Raw genomic sequence first — 18,932 nt, forward strand, 5'->3', positions numbered from 1 at the left:
GAAGAGGCTTAGCGTACTCATAGATACGCACACAACACGATTAGATAAGCAAATTCCATGCCAATTTTTGTGTATCGCATTGAAGCATTGAAATAACAGTCTTTTTCCATTCATAAAAAGTTCAGGTGATACACTAAAATGTGTATCACCTGAACTTGTGTATCACTTTTATCTTCTTTACTTGTCCAATCCGATCAGCCGGTTACATTTCAGCATGACTTTTCTCTTTTTCTGTCTTAAATAATTCGATGATATAATATATTTCTGAATCTGAGAGATTGATATTCAGCTTTTCATTCAGAAACTGGTTCGCCTGTTTCACGACAGGGTACAATACTTCTTTTCTGACGTCTGATAATTTTTGCGCATCAACGCTCATTTCCGAGTGCAGAAGGTAGCGCTCAATCGTACCTGCCAGATGCATGATCAAACTGATTTTAAACGTGTTCGACATCTCAGAATCACTGTGTTCCTTGATAAAATTGCAATAATTCCACAATATTTTTACAACCTTTTCCGGATTAATGAATGTAAAGTATTGTCCTAAGTATTTCTGACTCATTTTTTCCGTTAATAATTCCGAATGGTCCAGCGTCTCTGCCTCGCGTGCGGTACGGCTGTTTCCCTTTTCGATCATACTGATGAACTGCTCACCGCCGCCCTGTAATAAGTTTTCCAGAGAAATAAATGGAGCGGCAACTTGCGGATTCACAATACCGGTTGTCATCATGATCCGGTATCTTTGCTGGATCTTGGCAATTTGTTCTTTCATATTCACAACCGACACGGCAATCACCGTGATGTCGTCAATAAGATTATCGACCAATATCCTGTCCAGCAGGTCCTTGATCTTCCGGGACGTTCCTTCGCCTGTGGAACAAATGGCAATGATTGCTTTCTCCCGCTGATCAGATGTTTTCTGAACCGCAAACTTTTGTTCATTGGCTCTTTCTGCCGTTCGTGAGTAGCCATTAAATTCACGCAATTCCTGATACACTGTTTTAAGATCACAATCGATCAGCGCTGTTTTGCGGGCAGCTTCCAGCACCATTGCAGTGGTCACCATATCAATCGTTTTGACATGAACATTCGTCTTCTCTGTCAGCTTCGTACTGAATGTACTAAGAGACCCCATGTCGACCAGAAGTAAAACCCCGTTGCCCCGGTCAACATTTTTAACTTGTGCGGCAATGCCGTCCAGGGCGATCTTCGGACTCATCTCAAGCGGCATATCATAGGCAGCAAGATTATCAACCGACAGCAGCTGTGAAACCACCTGCACCATAGAAGAGGCGGTGCTGTTCCCGTGGGCCGCCACAACAATCCCGACTTTCCCGGTTTTAGGCTCAGATTTTAATGATACGAGAAGGATCCCAATGTAATACACTTCAGATTCCGGAATTGGAAAATGATAGTGCTCTTCAATTAAATCTTTAACGCGTTCTGCAATCTCGAGTTCATCCGGGTAATCGTGCGCCATTGAAATCAAATCCTGCGAGATATGACGCAACGGCTTGCCAGACTGAACCCGCTTAATAAACGAACTGATGTGCAAACTCATGGCATAAATGAAGTTATCCCTGACCGGATAGTCCTCGCGTTCCAGAAGCAGCTGCTGAATCTGTCGGGTGACATCAATAATTTCCTGGTCGACGATCTCATTCAGGCTGCTGGCCGTTTTCTCCATTTTCCCCTGGCGATAAAATGATTTTAAATGCAGATTGATATCGGTCATGATAAAGTTATTGATCGCTGCCTGGTTCAGTCCTTCGTCTTTCAGCAGTGCCGCTTTATCACCGATGATTTCATACAAATTATATGGTAATTCATAGCTGTCAATATCGGGCAGGCCGCGCTTGTCATCGGGTTTGATCACCATCGTCGGCTCGAGCAGGCGGCTCAGATTCCCCAGTTCTTTCCGATTGTCGGCTAAATTGGAAAGACCGTCCTTGATATTGGGCGGCAGCTGGCTGAACTTGAGCACGATTTCATTTTTATCATGCATGCTGTTCAGGAAGCCCTGAGCGCAGACCAATTGAATATTCGACTTCAACTGTCCAATATTGCCGTAAGTGACACTCCCGAGCAGAGCCTGAACAACATTTTCATCCAGGCGGATATTTTTATGGATTCGATTCGCTTCAAATGTTAATAATTGCTCTAATAATTGCAGCTTTTCCCGTGCACTTCGCTCGTTAAAACTCGGCAGCTGAATCATAATCGGAATGCGACGGACAAAAGTCTGCAGCAATGAACTTTCCGGATCCTCTGTCGTTGCGTAGACAAGCCTGACGTCTGCATGATGAATTTTGGCTGTTTCACCTAAACGGCTGTATATTCCGTGATCCATAAAATAGAAAATCATTTCCTGCCCTTCAGGCGGCAGACGATGCACTTCATCAAGGAAAAGCATGCCACCGTCAGCTTCCTGTATCAGGCCGCCTTTATCTTCATTCGCACCGGTAAAAGCCCCTTTGACGTAGCCAAACAGATGCGACATCAGCAGTTGCGGATTGTGCGCATAGTCGGCACAATTGAAGGTAATAAATCCTTCTTTAGAAATAATTTCCTTGTCCCATGCAAAGTGGTACATCTTATTGGCAAAATAGGTTTTGCCGGATCCTGTAGGGCCGATGATCAGTGTGTTCAGCCCGTGCGGCGGATAAAGCAATGCAGCTTTGGCCTGCTCAACCTGGTTCTTCAGACTGTCGCGGCTGCCGATCATGTTCTTAAAAACATCCGCTTCGTTCTTATTTTCAGTGTGCTTCTTCATGTTCCGATCGCTGATCCGGGCATCTCCGGCAAAACCGATCAAGGGTTTCTGCTCCATCTTAAATTGATGATCTTTGGCTGCATGGTTCATATAATAGTAAATGGGCCGACCGTTTGTCTTCCTAATTATTCCCTCTCTGACAAGCTGATTTAACACCTTGCTGACATTGGGACGAAGTATATCGACAGCTTCAGATATCTGACTGGTAGAGATACCCTGCGCCATTGTACGTGCGTGCCGTTCCAGATAGACTAACACTTTTTCACGCCGTGTTGTCATAGAATATGCCATCCTTTTCACGCAGATTCTGTTCCCTGCAACACAATTTTAACAGAACTCTCCTTTATTGTATCGATAGTGTATCACAATTTAAAGCGGTTTCATTATTAACACTATGTATTTTTCGAAAATATTTGACTGCCGGTTTCAGAGTCTGCGGCCGTTGCGCTTTTCGGCAGAAGAAAAGCCGGACATCGAAGCCCGGCGACAATCCATACCTCTGTTCTTTTAAATCGGAAGAAACGAGATTCCCGTCCGCATACGCCACGTTCTGACCGCCGACCGTTGCTTTAATCTTCATCCCACGCTGCACGCACATATTTATCGTCGGGCACATTTTTCAAAAACCGTGTCGGTTCGCCTGTGTACAGCAGGATAAGTTCATGCATTGCCCGCGTGCAGGCAGTATAAAAAATGGTTTGTTCATGCTCGCGGTGAAAATTCGCCGCTGAGGCATCATTAATGATCGCTGCATCAAATTCAATGCCCTTCGCCAGATATGAGGGAATGATGAAAAAACCCTTGCCAAACTGACTGGTCGCCTGAGTGATCAGCTTCACATCGTGCCGCTGATTCAGAAGATTATAGGCTTTCCGGCACTCTTTCATCGTTTTGCAGATCAGGGCGAGCGTGCCGAAACCTGCCTCTCTGAACGCTTTAATCGCTTTTGTGATCACTGCTGCCCTCTTCTCTTCCGGAACATCAATCAGTTTCGGCAACCTGCCGCTCCGGTCGAAGGGCTCGATCTGTTCGCCGCCGGGGATCAAATGACGGGCAAATTCCATGATCTCGCGGGTCGACCGGTAACTGCGTGTCAGCGTCAATTTGTGCACCTGATCGGGCGCATACAGGCGTTCGGAAAGCATTGTTTCTCCGATGAAGCTTTGCACATAAATAGTCTGATTCTGATCACCGAGAATCGTCATCCGGCAGCGCGGAAATGCGGTCTGCAGATAAGCCAGCTGAACCGGTGAGTAGTCCTGTGCTTCATCGATAATCAGATGGCGGATTTCCTGATTTCCTTTTCGTCCCTGAATTTTTTCCTTCATATACAGGTAGGGTACAGCGTCTTCCCAGGGGCAGTCGCCTTCTTCAAAACGTATCCGTGTGGCCCGGCAAATGGCATCCCAGTCATCCGGTACCGGAAGCGGACTGTGATTCCGGTAAAAAAGCTCACTGTAAATTTGCTGATGGTTGACGAACTCCAGCTGTTTGATATGACGGCGAAGCGGTTTAATCTCGCGGTTCATCACCATCTTCCGCAGCAACACTTCTTCGCGGCGGTAGTCGTCAAACGTATTCTCCGTGAACTGCTTCTTCTGCTGGAGTTTCTGATAGATCGATGCATACTCGGACTCATCGAGAAGCTCCGCCTCCTCAAGCACCCAGTCCTTGCGCCGTTCTCTCTTCGCAAAGGCATAGATCCGCCGCAGCAGCCAGTCGCGCACGTTCTCAAGCCGTGCAGACAGAGGCAACTCATGCGATAAGGCATAAAAGTATCTGCTGATTTCGTAACCGGGCACAATCATCCGGCCGCGGAACGGAATATCACGAAAGATCATGCCTCCTTCCGAAAGCTGCTCCAGCCAGTGATCCATGATCCGCAGAAATGCCGGAGAAGCCTTGAAGCGGATGCTGTCCAGACGAACCCGGTAAGCTTCCCGGTCTTCCATGGTCAGGCAGTCCTCCGTCTGATCAAATGGATTTTCCATCTGCAGATCATTGCCGATTCGTCCGGCGACGAAATCCTTGAATGTCATCTGAGTCACATTTTCCTCACCCAGTTCGGGCAGCACGGTCGAGATAAAACTGGAGAAAAGCGGGTTCGGTGAAAACAACAGCATATTATCCGACCGCAGCGTCTTCCGGTAACGGTACAGCAGGAAAGCAACGCGCTGGAGTGCAGCCGAAGTTTTCCCGCTCCCGGCCGCTCCCTGCACGATCAGATATCGATCGGCCTCATTCCGGATAATCTGGTTCTGCTCTTTCTGAATCGTTGCCACAATGCTCTTCATGTGCGAGGAAGCGCGGCCGCCCAATACAGCCTGGAGCATGGCGTCACCAATGGTCAGCCCGGTATCGAACATCCCCGTGATCTCCCCATTATGTATAATAAACTGCCGCTTTGCTTTCATGTCGCCCTTGATTTCACCATCAAGTGAATCATATTTTGCCGGTCCGGGTGCAAAGTCGTAGTACATGCTGGCAATCGGTGCCCGCCAGTCGTAGATCAGAAAATCTTCATTATTTCGGTCCATCAGGGAACCGAGACCGATATATATCGGCTCCGCCTTTTCTTCGCCTACTTCATGAAAATCAATCCGTCCGAAATAAGGCGCATCCAGAAGCCGGTACAACGTCTTCAGCTGGTGCGTCATCTGCCCGTGACGGCGTTCACGCTCCGAGAGAAGTTCAGCCTGCTGCTTGATACTTGCCTGCGTTTCATAGACGTCGTCGGATTCGTCCATATTGACCGTCACGTCATCCCAGAAATTCTTTCGCAAGTCGACGATACCCCTGGTTACATCTTCTTTATTGCCGGTCAGACGGCCGATCTTTCCGCTGATGATCTCCCGGACACCATTGACACGGGCCTGCTCCTGACCACGTTCTTCATTTATCATCGATTGCCCACCTCCGATCTTCTTGAATTCTTTCGCTGATTCCATCATATGTCTGTCGGCAAATGCCTGTTTCATTTTTCAATAAATTTTTCAGACAGCTCCATCGGGTTCTATTGAGTTTTAACAATAGCACGATTAACTGTAAACTTCAATATTCACCGGCCTTTGTGCCGCCCGGAAGTGCCGCAGCATTGCTTTTGTTTGCCATTGCTTCTAGTTTGCCCCTCTCATGCGGTATTATATTTCTGAAATCAGTTGATTTCAAACATAGCCGTTGCGGCCTCCGATGATTTTTTTCTGCAATTTATGTAAAAAAGAGGCCACATTAATGCGTTCACCACAATTTCCGGATATAATAGAATTAATAAGACGCTTATTGAAGATGTCCGATCTAAGGAAGAGGCGTGCCCATTGAAAACGATCAGCAGTATTCAGGATTTGCGAAAAGCTCAGGCGGGCGTGGAAAAATTTAAGACCAGTTATCCCAATACCTATTACCGACTGTTGCATCTCGTCAACTTTACCCGTCAGCTGCAGTTTAAATATGAATATTTGTGTGGTCTGATGCTGGATAATGACGCTTATGCCAATCGGTTCGCCCCTCATTTTGTCCAGCGGTCGATCATTGATCTCTATAAAGACGAAATCGAGAAGATCCACAAACATCCGGAGGGACTTGCAGCATTGAAAAAGCTGATGGCTGCCAACAGGGAAATCGGTTATGAGAATTTCTGTCTGCTCGTCCGCGGCAAAACGCCTGAAGAAATAAAAGGTGTTTTCAGAATGGATAAGTTCGGTTAATTAAAAGAGCGGTTACCTGATCCATTTTATCTTCAGGCGAACCGTTCCGGAGCGGGACTTTTATGTCTGCCGTCCTGCTCAAAAGGCTGCTTCCGGAACCCGGTGATGGGTTCCGAAGCAGCCTTGTTTACTACGCATGATCCTTGTACGACTTCTTATCCGGCTGCCGGTTCATCAAGACCCGTTGCCGGGCTCCTCAGCATCTCCACCCATTTTTTCACGGCAGTGATCATGATCACGAGACCGAGTGCCAGCATGATCAGCGACAGTACGGCATTCAATATATTGAATCCCGGTGCGGCCGGATTGAGATAGACATTTTTAATCATCCAGTATCCGGCGACATTAACGGTGACATAAAGATAAGCAAGCGGAATCAGGCAGGTCAGCATGTAGCGTTTCTTTGTCGCGATCTTCAGGACAAAGGTGGCGCCGACGATCAGACCAATGGCCGCCATCAGCTGATTGGATACACCGAACAGTACCCAGATGGAGCTGATATCCCCGGAATAGAGCAGATAACCCCAGAAGAAGCAGGCCAGCGCACTGGCAAAGATCGAACCCGGCAGCCAATTCTGGCGTTTAAGCGGTGCATAGAAGTCGCCGAAGAAGTCCTGAATCAGATAACGTGCGACCCGTGTTCCGGCATCAACTGCCGTCAGGATGAACACCGCTTCGAACAGGATGACGAACTGAAAGAAATAAGGCGCCAGACCGGCAAACCATTTGATGCTGGTGAAAATAAACGTCATGCCGACAGCCAGCGTCACTGCGCCTCCGGGACGGCCCTGAAGTGCCAGCCCGATCTCATTATTCAAATGCGGCAGATCAACGACGTTCATGCCCAGTGTCTGAAAAACGGCGGGCAATGAATTGATTGCGAAGTAGTCTGCAGGATGCAGCGCCGTGGCCGCGATCAGCGCCATGATCCCGACCAGACATTCCACCAGCATGGCTCCGAACCCGACCATTTTAATATCTTTCCAGCGGTCGAGCATTTTCGGTGTCGTTCCGGAACTGATGAAGGCATGGAATCCGGATATGGCCCCGCAGGCAATCGTGATCGAGATGAACGGCCAGACCGGGCCGCCGATCACCGGACCGCCGCCCGCTGTAAATTGCGTCAGTGCCGGCATCCGGACGATCGGATTAATCATGAAGACACCGATGATCAGTGCGGCGAACACGCCGATTTTCATAAATGAACTGAGATAGTCCCGCGGCGTGAGCAGCAGCCAGACCGGCAATGCCGCAGCGAAAAACGCATAAACGGGCAGCAGAATCGCCAGTGTTTTCGTGTCCAGTGTCAGGAAATGTCCTAATGCCGTATTCTGGATATAGGGACCGGCGAATACGGCCAGCATAATCAGAAGAAAACCAACAACAGTAGCAACCTTCAACTGTCCGGTTTTCCGATAGTACAGGCCGACTGCCATAGCGATCGGAATGGTCATCAGAACGGTAAAAGTACCCCACGGATTATTGGTCAGCGCATTGAGCACGACCATCGACAGACCGGCCATGGTGATGGTGATAATAAACAGCATCGCCAGTCCGGTACAGAATCCGGCGACCGGACCCAGTTCTTTTTTGGCTACTTCGGACAGCGACTTGCCCTGATGGCGCATGGAAGCATACAAAACGACCATATCGTGCACGGCGCCGCCGACCACAGCCCCGATTAGGAGCCAGAGCAGCCCCGGCAGATAGCCGAACTGAGCTGCGAGCACCGGACCGACCAACGGGCCCGCCGCTGCAATGGCCGCAAAATGATGTCCGAAAACCACCCAGCGATTGGTCGGCACATAGTTCTTTCCATCAGCAAGTACATGTGCCGGTGTCGGGCTTGAGTCGTTCAGGCGAAGTACTTTATTAGCCATAAAGATACCGTAAAACCGATACGTCAGTGCCAGAATACAGATTGATCCGATCACAATGGTTATGGCGTTCATGGATTCACTTCCTTCATTTTTTTACACCGAAGCTTACCGGCAGCTTCATGTGCCATAAATCTGCAGGAGCCAATGAATATAACAGTTATATTCTGTTATATAACAATATGAGATAAAAAAAAGGACGTTTTCTTACTGGAGACGCCGATCTCCCCCCTTTCCAACCGTCATCTTGTTTCTTTTTGCGTTAGCTGAGGTGATGTATGTCACACTTCCATTATAAATAATTCACGAGCAGATGTCTGCTGAAATGAATGAAAAATGTTAAGATGAATTAGATTCCGGTTGTCACCAATGCATACGAGAAAGGAGCAGGATCACTATGTTTCCGTTTTCCAGTTTCATCCTGGCCGATATTATCTTTCCGATCTTTATGCTCTATTTCTACCCGCCGCTGCTCGGCCTGGCGGCGTCAGCAAACCTGATTATCGACGCTGTTGTTTTCTTTGCCACACTGCGCTTTTTTCATATCACGATGAAAAACCGGCTGGGTACGCTGATCGCCCTCTGGCTGCTCGGCCTGGCAGCAGACGTTGCCGGCTCGCTGTTTCTGAGCCTGACATTGTTCGTTAACAATTATATTCCTCAGGTTTCGATTAATTACTACACTATTTATTCCTCACCGGCAGCTGTGGTACTGATCGTGTCGGCCATTATCCTCGCCGGACTGATCATTTATTTGCTTGACCGGATCTATCTGCGACGCAGGCTGCCCGCCGTCCAGGCAAAACGAATGGCACTGGTGTTTGCGATTGCCACTGCGCCATATACTTTTCTGATCTCTGCAAACTGGTTTATCGGAGCCTGATCCCTCCGGTCACTTTACGATCGCATGTAATTGGGCATGTGCGGCTTTCACCAGATCGTCAGGCGCAAGAATGACCTGCATCCCCTTCTTGCCGCCGCTGACAGCAATGTGATCCAGCTCTTCAGCACTGGCATCAATAACCGTCGTGTACATCTTCTTCATGCCGATCGGAGAGCAGCCGCCGCGGACATAACCGGTATGCTTCTGAATATCCTTGACGTGAATCATTTCCACTCTTTTTTCGCCGACACAGGCTGCGGCCTTTTTCAAATCAAGTTCCGATGCAACGGGCAGCACGAAAACGTAGAATTCCCCGCTATGCCCCTGAGTGACCAGTGTTTTATAAACATTTTTCGGATCCTCACCGCACTTTTCAGCGACTGAAATGCCGTCGATCAGCCCGTCGCTGATCTCATAAGTCTTGACCTCGTAGTGGATATGCTCCGTATCAAGAATGCGCATGGCATTCGTTTTCGCCTTTGTTTTTGCCATGATTCAAGCCTCTCCTTCTTTCAAATCTGAGAAAGTAATCCGTTCCGTTTACCTAATAAGTATTATCATAACACAGATGGCGAATCCCCCACAGATCTTGTGAGAATGCCAAAAAGGATGCCCGCCGGCCGGCGAACATCCTTTAAACCCCCATTTTATTCTCTATGTTTTTTATTCTATATCTTTTTCTCTTAAAGATTAATCAGTCATAGGCTTTACTAAATTTACCTGCCTTTTTACCAGCCAATTTTCCCTGTACCTGACGGCATCGCTACAGTATCGTTCTCCACGGCAGTGAATGCGTCGTCCAGCACCTGAAGGGCTTGATCCAACTGCTCCCTGCTGATGACCAGGGGCGGCTGGAATCTCAAAATATTTCCGGCAAGTGTGATGATGACAACACCATGATCAAAAGCATAATAGATGACCTTCGTCGCACCATCATTGTCCGGCTCCCTGGTCTCCGGGTCCTTAACCAGCTCGATGCCGCCATTCAATCCCCACATGCGAATATCGCCGATCATCGGGTGCCGCGTTTGCATTTCCTCAAATCTCTGTTTAACGTACTCCCCGTCTTCAGCGGATTTCTCAACCAGATGTTCGTCCTTAAGAACATCCAGTGTGGCCAATGCAGCTGCCGAGCAAACCGGATTGCCTGAAGTGGTAAACAGATGCGCTGGTGCATCCAGGCTCTCCATGACCTCCTTTTTGCCAATCACAGCGCTGAGCGGCAACCCGGAAGCAAGTGATTTGCCAACTGAAATCAAGTCGGGTTCAATGTCCTTGTACTGCTGAATCCCCCACATTTTCCCTGTTCTTCCAAACCCTTGATTGACCTCATCAACCGCAAACAGGATTCCATTATCGCGACAGAATTGATAAACGAGCTGCATATATTCTTCAGGCGCTTTAACGATTCCGCCATCTCCCTGGATGGACTCGATCAGGACGCATGCTGTCTCATCAGCAGGAAGAAAGGACTCAAATGGTCGTTTAAAGGCGTCAAAGTAACGCATTGACACATCATGTTCACTTTCGCCGGGATAACGGCGATAAAGATCAGGATAGGGGACATGTACGACACATGGCAACATCGGCCCCATTTTTCTGGTCATATTCAGACTGGTGCCCGATAAGGTCTGCGAACCATAGGTTGAGCCGTGATACGAACCCATGTAGGACACTATGTATTGACGCCCCGTGTATGCACGAGCAAATTTAACGATGGCATCATTCGCATCGGAACCTGAATTACCGAAACTAACCATTTTCGGCGAATTGCCGGGTGCGATCTCCGCTAATCTCTTCGATAATTTCATTTCCGGAACATGATGAAAATATGCCGGTGTATAGTGGATCAACTTCTGTGCCTGATCAATAATGGCTTTGACGACCCGTTCATGAGTGTGGCCCACGTTAACAGCCGACGCACTTGCCAGGAGATCAATATACCTATTGCCATTGACATCCACTAATGTTGCGCCATGAGCATGATCAATGACTAAATTATAGTAATTGATCCGTGCGGAACGTGCATAGTATTTGTTTTCCTCTTTAATTAATTTAGATGATTTCTCCAGATTATTGCTTATCAAACTCATCACATCAAATCACCGATTCTTAGTCTTTCATTAATTTCCTGGCCTGTTTCAGCTCCAGTTCTTCCTCTTTCGTGTCATTGGTTGAGGTTGAATGGTTCATACCATAAGCAAAGTAGATCACCATTCCTAGAACAAACCAGCAAAGCGCATAGGTTTTCGCCTGAACATCAAGTCCCCAGAAGACGGCTAGAGCACCCAGGAATCCAAGAGCAGGAAGAACCGGGTAAAAAGGCATTTTAAAACTTGGCATCGGAATATCCTTACCTTCACGCGGACGGAGTGCGTAAATACCGATCGAAACGAACATAAATGCGATCAGCGTACCGGCGGAAATAAGTTGTGCCAGGAACGTGAATGGGAAGAATGCGCCCAGTACGATACCAACAATGGTCAGGACAACAAGTGTATGATTTGGTAAATTATTGCTTAGTTTTCCAAGCCATTTTGGAAGCAGTCCGTCACGGCCGAAGGAATAAAGTAATCGCGAACCAGCGAGCATCATACCAATCAGCGCAGTGAACATGCCCACTATGGCAACTGCCTGAACTACCGTGGCAATAATTTCATGGCCGCTTTGACGAAGTGCCCAGCCGACGGGTTCAGCGTTATTAGCATAATCTGTATAATGGAACATACCGACAAGAACTAAGGCAACGGCAACGAAGAGAACCACTGCGATTATAAGCGAACCTAAAATTCCTCGGGGCATCGTCTTTTGCGGATTCTTGGCTTCTGCCGAGTTTGCGGCAATGGAGTCAAAGCCGATATAGGCCAGGAAGATAACGGAGACACCGGCATAAATTCCTTGCCATCCGCCAAATGCAGAACCATCAGGGTTTACATGATATTTTGGAATAAAGGGTACATAGTTTCCCATATGAAGAGCAGTAGCACCGACAACAACAAAAACCAGGATGGCAATAACTTTTAGAACAACAAGTGTGTTTTCAACACGAGCGGTCTGCGATGTTCCCTTTGAAAGCAGGGCAACAACCAGCAGGACGACAATGGCGGCAATTAAATCCATGAAGCCGCCGTTTGTACCCGTCGATGCCGCGGAAAGGCTCGTTGGTAACTTTACTCCCAAGGGTGAAATCAGGCCCTGAAAGTTTGCAGATAACCCGGAAGCAACGAATGCCACAGCAATAAAGTACTCGGCGAGCAGCGCCCAACCGGCGATCCAGCCCCAGAACTCACCAAAAACGACATTGATCCATGAGTATGCGGAACCTGCGAACGGCATTGCAGAAGCCATTTCGGCATAAGCAAAGGCAACCATTCCGGCAACAATTGCCGCAGCCAGGAAGGATAAGGCAACAGCCGGGCCGGCATGTTCGGCAGCAGCAATTCCCGGCAGCGTAAAGATAGATGTAGAGACAATCGTTCCAACTCCGAGAGCTAAGAAATCTTTCGTTGTCAGACTTCGAACGAGGTGAGAATCCTTGTCCTGATAAACGTGCGGATCTTCCTTGCGAAACATTTTTTCTCGTAATGTACTCATTAAATTCCACTCCAACTGGACAAATTACCGTTTTGAAAGCAGCATAAAACACTTCTTCACTTACGGTGAATAACCTATCTCATCATTAACAAAAGCTTAGATCAATCGTTCAAATAAGATAATTCCGATCTTACAGTTTGTTTCATTCTTTAACATTTGATACACTTATCCATTTGCTCATGCGCTCACTGATTCCACACCCTTCGACTCAATCCATGGAACAGCAAAATCAGCACAGGCAATGAACAGTACTCTTCATTTATCTCTCTGTATTTTTTCTTAAACTTCAAGTATTTTATCTTAACAGCAGTCCTGCAAATAGCCGCACGGGAGCTTCATCCATTCTGTCTCTGTATCGTTCCGTCGGACTGCCGTTTTTCTGTATTCGTATCGATATACTTTTCTTTGTATCTCTGTATCTTTACCTCATCACTGAACTTCCAGACGAAGATCGTTCTGTTTCACCCAGCCGGCCACTTTGATCACGTGATAAAGCACAAGCGTAATGACTGCCGGAATCAGGACACCGGAAACGATGAAGACCATCAGTCCTCTGAAGCCTTGTACGGCAAGAATATTCAGCGGTGCAATGAGTGAGCTGAGTCCGAGTCCACCAAGCTCATAGGGCACCTTCAGGCCGAGCATCATGGTTGCAATCGGTGCACTGACAATGGCCGCAACGAATGGGGGAATGATCAGCTTCGGATTCTTGACAAGGTTAGGGAACTGGACTTTCGGTGTTACAAGCGCCTGAGCGAAGAAACCGCCGAAGTCGTTTTCCTTGATGGACATAACCGTGAAGCCGACGAACTGAACGGTGCATCCGATCAGCGCGGCAGCGGCCGACGTCGGGTCAAGCTGCAGAGCGATCGCCAGTGCTGCGGAAGATGCAGGCGACATCAGGAAAATGCTCCAGACCAGTGAAATAACCATTGAGGCGATCAGCGGAGAACCCTGTACGGAGTTGGTAATCTGTCCGCTGACCCAGTTTAGTGACGGGGTGACGACAAGGGCCAGACCGTAGCCGCAAATGCCGCCGACGAGGATGGAGAAGAAAGGGATCGCCATGATATCAAATTTCGTCTTGCCGGTGATTTTCTTACCGACAAAGACGGCGATTGCAGCGGCGAGCACACCGCTGACCGGCTGACCGGTTGTGATCGTGAACACCTGAGCCGGTACGGTGGTCGTCAGATGAATCGCATTCGAACCGACTGCCGCACACGCCATAGCCGAGAACATCGTCAGTGTATTGCTTTTCAGCGCGTACGCAACGCCGGCGCCGAGTGCCGGGGCAAGCAGTACTTTGGCTGCTCCGCCGATCGTTTCAAACGGGGCGAACCCGGTGAATTTGGCCAGCGTTTCAAATAACAGCCCGACACCCAGAGTAACCAGAATTGCGTACGCGATGCCGCCGGATACGGCATACATTCGATCCATGAAATAATCCTTGAAGCTCTGCCTTCTTTTCGTCTTTCCATTCGCTTTTTCCATGTTCTTCACTTCTTCCGTTCCTGACTTCATCTGCTTTGCATCCTTCATGCTCTGTTCTCTCCCCGATGATTTCATATTTTTGAAAAAATTCAAACAATAATTGCTGACTCTTTCTGATACCAGTTGCCATTTATACTCAGCGCTGTCTGTAACAGTACGGATATCCTGAAAAAAGCCGATAAAAAAACCTATCCGTTTATTGCCGGATAGGCGCCTGATTCGCGGATTGCCTGAGCGCCTATTCCTTAACGAAGCTAAGTCGGACTCAAACAATGCCATTTCAGTTAATTGAATGGTAATGTTTCAGTCCTCATGTGCGCAAGCGCAAAATAATTCGAATCAAGCCTTTCACTCGTATGCTGTTAATGACCTGTTCCATTTTTCTCACTTCCTTGAATATTTCTTTTTTGTGGTTGACACTGATACTATCAAAGATTGTTTCACTTGTAAATACCTAAATACATTTTTTAAATAAAATTTTCTGTTAAATTACAGATTAATGAATTTTGCCATATTATCAATGATTTTCTTGTCACAAAAGCCGATTGCCTGTCAGAACATCTGACAAGAAGGCCATGTTTTCCGCACTGCCGGCCTGTGGATCTGAAGCAACAGGTAACCGGTATGTTTCACACGATCGGTCAAAAGCGTCAGCTGCGCGCCGTCATGATCCGGTCATAAGCCTTTTTAATCGCCGTGATTTTCTGATTGGCCTCCCGGATCATTTCATCCGTTGCCCCCTGGCCGGCCAGCCGGTCCGGATGGTTCTCCTTGATCTTCCTCCGGTACGCCTTCTTCACGGCTTCATCGGAATCCGATGGTCCGCAGCCGAGCAACTGATAGCTTGAATCCAGGCTGACCGTCTGTTCCTCCGGATGCACTCGGTTGAAAAACTCGGCCTTGATCTGTTCATAAACCCCGTCCAGCCTGAAGATCGCCGCTGCGCCGCGGATCATTGTATCTTCTTCCGGGCGCAAAACGCCATCGGCACAGGCAATCGCCAGCAGCGCCGTCAGCGTATCTGTTAAAAAATCACGCCGTCCGCCTGCGATCAGATAAAGTTTGTGGGCAACGTCTTCGAATGTTTCGGCAGAATAGCGTGCCTGATTAAACGTCGCCATGATCTGCTTCAGCTGCACTTTATTTGGCTGAAAGGCCTGACGGACAATGATGTCCACCTGACGAACTTCATTCTCGGTGACCACGCCGTCACCCTTGGCCAGCTTGGCAAACAGGGTGACCATCCAGGTAACCTGAGGAAGCAGCGCACCTGCATTTGCCGCATGCACCGGACCGCTTCCGTCATATTGGACGGTACGGCCGCATTCCGGACAGACCCAGTTGCCCGGGATGTCGTCGATGATGATCCTCTGTCCGCAATACGGGCAGGTCTTTTCGATTTTTCTTCTCCAGTGCGTCCCTGAACCGCTGCTGTCCGGACGGGAAAAGAAAGACCCGCCGCCGACACGCGGAAGAATCAGGACGATCAGTAAAGAAATCCATTCGAAGACAAAACCGGCAATAAACCAGACGACCGGATTTCTTCCTTTGCCACGGGCCACACCGGCCGAAGCGATGCCCCAGATGAGTCTGAGCAGGATATCAGTAACCAAGCCGGCCCCTTCTTTCGCAACATACCAAATATTATACCGCACTCAGCAAAAATTTCGGCAGGATTCCGGAGAAACTGCCGCTGCCAGAATAAATATGTCCGGTTCCCGTGTCATCGAACACCTTTTTTCTATGCATCCAGCATCGGTCACTTCCGGAACAGTCTGCAGCAAGAACAGCACAATGAAGGCGCGCAGCCGGCTGCGCGCCTTCATGATCATGGAAAAGCTTATTTTTTCTGTGCCTTTTTCACAAACGACATGTCGACGAGTTTGCTGTAGGTGTAGCCGCCGGTATAAATGCCGGTCTGTTTGACGACATCAAGCGGTTTGGCAACTGACGCCCTGGAGATAAAACCGTCCTTGCTCCAGAGGTGATCTTTATAAGCCCGGTTCATTGATGCTGTGAGACTTGCTTCAGATGCCGTCGGAAATTCTTTTTTCAGGATCCGGTAAGCTTCTTTTTTGTTCTCCTGAACCAGCTTAAGCCCTTTGAGTGTGGCATTGACCACCTTCTGTACCGTTTCGGGATCTTTCTTTATCGTCGACGCCCTGGTACTGATCACCGAGTAGGCATAATCACCAAGACTCGGAAAGCCGTAAAAGGGTTCTCCCCAGGCCCCTTTTTTGATGCCTTCGTTAATCTGGGGTTCGGCACCGTTGGCCATATCGTCTTTACCCTGGGCGACCAGTGAAACAACTGCCGCTGCATCAGCCGGTTCGTCAAGCCTGACGTCTTTGTTCGGATTCAGCCCCAGTTTCAGCAGCAGCCAGCGGGTCAGCAGATTCGGGCTGCCGCCGTAACGTCCGGCAGCAATCGATTTACCTTTCAGGAAGGCAGCAAGATCCTGCTCGCTGGTACCTTTTAACTTCAGCTTCGTATTAGCCATCAGGTAGACATTGGCCCGGTTCACGACATTGACCACCGAGGTGATCGGATCTTTGCTGCCCTTGTTGGCGATCTGCACCGAATCCGGGCCGCCGATCACACCCCAGGCGTCCCCGCTGACCACTGAAGTCACATGAGCGCCGCCCGTCGCTGTGATTACTTTGACGTCGAGCCCTTCCTGTTTGAAATAGCCCTTGTCAATAGCCGCGTATAATGGCAAATAGGCGATCAGGTGCACCGGTTCGGCAATAATAATGCGTTTCACCGGCTGTTTGCCTCCGGTTCCGCAACCACTCAGAATCATGGCTGCCACGAGCAGCACAGCCAGCATCCAGCTCATTTTTTTCATCGTTTCCTTGGCCTCCAATTAAGATTTAGGCTGTCTTCCCTTCATCAGCACATGTTCCAGCCAAACTGTGCCGAGATACATAAAAATCGACAGGAACGAGAGCACGACAACGCCGACCCAGACCAGATCAATATCAAGAATCTGCCCGGCATAGAGGATCATCCGTCCGATGCCCTGGCGCGAGCTGATGAATTCACCGACGATCGTCCCGGCCAGAGCCAGAGAAATGTTGATCTTCAGGGTGCTGACCATCCAGGGCACCGATGAAGGAATCACGACTTTCAAAAAAATCTGGTGCCGCTTCGCACCGAGCGAGCGCAGCATCTGCTCCAGGTCGCGGTCGACATTTTTAACCCCGCTGTAAGCGGCAATCGAGGCAACGATCACCGTCATCAGAAAGGCAAGGATCACTTTCGAATCAAAGCCGATTCCGAACATGATGACCAGGACCGGCGCCAGGGCGAGCTTCGGTACCGCATTGAACGCAATCAGATAAGGTTCTGTGATCCGTGAATAGAGTTCCGACCACCAGAAAGAAAGACCGAGTAGTGATCCGGCAACCGTCCCCAGGATAAAGCCGGCAATCGTCGCGCCCGACGTATACGCCAGATCCTGGAGCAAGGTCCCCTCTGCTGCTGCTTTCCAGCCCGTGCGGACAATGGTGCCCGGACTGCTCCAGTAATAACTGTCAAGCCAGCCGATCCGGCTCAGAAATTCCCAGAGGAAAACAAGCAGCAGACCGACAATGATCTGTCCGGAGACGGCCCTTCGCCGCATTCTTTTCCGGGCAATACCCGGGTCTTCAATCTTCAGTACGGGCTGCCGATGGATTGATTTTCCAGCCATTCTTTCACACTCCTTTGCGGAAAGTATTCCTGCGGGATCAGCCGCAGGGGCTGCGTTCTTCCCGCAACATCAGAAGCAGTTCCCGCTTCAGAAGCAGAAAGCGCTCTTCCATCAGTGTCTTTTCATTTCGGGGCCGGGGCAGGGCGACATCGATCTGTGCTTTGATCCGGCCGGGGCGATGCGTAAAAACAATAATTTCATCCGACAGATAGATGGCTTCATCAATGTCATGGGTGACGAACAGGACCGTCTTCCGGAAGTCGCTCCATATTTTCAACAGCCAGTTCTGCATCTGCAGCCGTGTCTGCGCGTCCAGTGCTCCGAACGGTTCATCGAGCAGAATCACCGCCTTGTCGTCGAGCAGCGTGCGGATCAGACCGGCACGCTGGCGCATTCCTCCGGACAAGGCATCAGGATGATCATATTCAAAACCTTTCAGGCCGTATTTCTGCAGCATCGGCAGTGCCCGCCGGCGCGCTTCTTTCTTTGCGACGCCGCGAAGTTCGAGACCGATAATGACATTGTCGAGAATGGTCCTCCAGGGTAAAAGCAGATCTTTCTGGAGCATGTAGCCGACGCGGCCGCTCTTACCGGTGATTTCCTCTTCGTCAAGCAGAATGTGGCCCGAAGAGGGTTCTGTGAGGCCGGCAATGATATTGAACAGTGTCGATTTCCCGCAGCCGCTTGGCCCGATAATACTGACAAACCGTCCGTCACCGACCTGCATCGTTGCGTCATCAAGCGCGCCCATCGGCTCACCGTTTTTCAGATAATATTTACTGCAGTGAATCGTCCTTAACTCGCTCATCAGCGGCAGTGCCTCCCTTCAACCCGGTTTTGCTTCCGGACAGGTGGAAAAATGGGCTTCGCTAATGTTATATGCAATGGGCTTATGCCGTGACACCCGGAAGTG

The 18,932-nt window shown here is 49.1% G+C and carries 13 protein-coding genes; 2 read left to right on the forward strand and 11 right to left on the reverse strand.

Annotated features, from left to right (window positions below):
• Nucleotides 1–202 precede the first annotated feature (202 nt).
• Together D889_RS0108465 and helD are read right to left on the reverse strand one after the other, a co-directional pair.
• Nucleotides 203–3,052: a sigma-54-dependent transcriptional regulator gene (locus D889_RS0108465; RefSeq protein ID WP_010630734.1), complete on the reverse strand. Its 2,850-nt coding sequence runs from the start codon at nucleotides 3,050–3,052 to the stop codon at nucleotides 203–205.
• A 290-nt stretch (nucleotides 3,053–3,342) separates the two neighbouring features.
• Nucleotides 3,343–5,676 carry an RNA polymerase recycling motor HelD gene (gene helD, locus D889_RS0108475; protein ID WP_026038989.1) on the reverse strand — a complete coding sequence of 778 codons (2,334 nt, stop codon included), beginning with the start codon at nucleotides 5,674–5,676 and terminating at the stop codon, nucleotides 3,343–3,345.
• Between the two features lie 411 nt (nucleotides 5,677–6,087).
• On the opposite strand from helD, the gene D889_RS0108480 reads away from it, so the two are divergent.
• The gene (locus D889_RS0108480; RefSeq protein WP_010630737.1) at nucleotides 6,088–6,477 is read left to right on the forward strand and encodes a hypothetical protein; all 390 of its coding nucleotides are present in this window, start codon (nucleotides 6,088–6,090) and stop codon (nucleotides 6,475–6,477) included.
• A 155-nt stretch (nucleotides 6,478–6,632) separates the two neighbouring features.
• Here the strand turns inward: D889_RS0108480 and D889_RS0108485 are convergent, their stop codons facing one another.
• On the reverse strand, nucleotides 6,633–8,429 hold the full coding sequence (locus tag D889_RS0108485; RefSeq protein ID WP_010630738.1) for a carbon starvation CstA family protein: 1,797 nt from the start codon (nucleotides 8,427–8,429) through the stop codon (nucleotides 6,633–6,635).
• 322 nt (nucleotides 8,430–8,751) lie between these two features.
• Between D889_RS0108485 and D889_RS0108490 the strand changes: the two genes are divergently transcribed.
• Nucleotides 8,752–9,237, forward strand: coding sequence for a hypothetical protein (locus D889_RS0108490; RefSeq protein WP_010630739.1), 486 nt, complete (start codon nucleotides 8,752–8,754; stop codon nucleotides 9,235–9,237).
• Between the two features lie 9 nt (nucleotides 9,238–9,246).
• Here the strand turns inward: D889_RS0108490 and ybaK are convergent, their stop codons facing one another.
• From ybaK to D889_RS0108535, 8 genes are all read right to left on the reverse strand, one after another.
• Nucleotides 9,247–9,729 carry a Cys-tRNA(Pro) deacylase gene (ybaK, locus tag D889_RS0108495; RefSeq protein ID WP_010630740.1) on the reverse strand — a complete coding sequence of 161 codons (483 nt, stop codon included), beginning with the start codon at nucleotides 9,727–9,729 and terminating at the stop codon, nucleotides 9,247–9,249.
• Nucleotides 9,730–9,965: 236 nt separating this feature from the next.
• Nucleotides 9,966–11,309, reverse strand: a complete 1,344-nt coding sequence (locus tag D889_RS0108500) for an aspartate aminotransferase family protein (RefSeq protein WP_238537541.1) — start codon at nucleotides 11,307–11,309, stop codon at nucleotides 9,966–9,968.
• A 40-nt stretch (nucleotides 11,310–11,349) separates the two neighbouring features.
• Nucleotides 11,350–12,831 (reverse strand): APC family permease, encoded by a 1,482-nt coding sequence (locus D889_RS0108505; RefSeq protein ID WP_010630742.1) that lies wholly within the window; start codon nucleotides 12,829–12,831, stop codon nucleotides 11,350–11,352.
• 429 nt (nucleotides 12,832–13,260) lie between these two features.
• Nucleotides 13,261–14,325, reverse strand: coding sequence for a PTS sugar transporter subunit IIC (locus tag D889_RS0108510; RefSeq protein WP_051001342.1), 1,065 nt, complete (start codon nucleotides 14,323–14,325; stop codon nucleotides 13,261–13,263).
• Nucleotides 14,326–14,975: 650 nt separating this feature from the next.
• A complete protein-coding gene (locus D889_RS0108515; RefSeq protein WP_010630744.1) occupies nucleotides 14,976–15,938 on the reverse strand; it encodes a TerB family tellurite resistance protein in 963 nt (320 codons plus the stop codon).
• A 227-nt stretch (nucleotides 15,939–16,165) separates the two neighbouring features.
• Nucleotides 16,166–17,173: an ABC transporter substrate-binding protein gene (locus D889_RS0108525; RefSeq protein ID WP_010630745.1), complete on the reverse strand. Its 1,008-nt coding sequence runs from the start codon at nucleotides 17,171–17,173 to the stop codon at nucleotides 16,166–16,168.
• An 18-nt stretch (nucleotides 17,174–17,191) separates the two neighbouring features.
• Nucleotides 17,192–18,019: an ABC transporter permease gene (locus D889_RS0108530; RefSeq protein ID WP_010630746.1), complete on the reverse strand. Its 828-nt coding sequence runs from the start codon at nucleotides 18,017–18,019 to the stop codon at nucleotides 17,192–17,194.
• Nucleotides 18,020–18,056: 37 nt separating this feature from the next.
• Nucleotides 18,057–18,827 (reverse strand): ABC transporter ATP-binding protein, encoded by a 771-nt coding sequence (locus D889_RS0108535; protein WP_010630747.1) that lies wholly within the window; start codon nucleotides 18,825–18,827, stop codon nucleotides 18,057–18,059.
• Nucleotides 18,828–18,932 lie beyond the last annotated feature (105 nt).

Origin of the sequence: Sporolactobacillus vineae DSM 21990 = SL153, from assembly GCF_000377985.1 — a bacterium.
Classification (GTDB): domain Bacteria; phylum Bacillota; class Bacilli; order Bacillales; family Sporolactobacillaceae; genus Sporolactobacillus; species Sporolactobacillus vineae.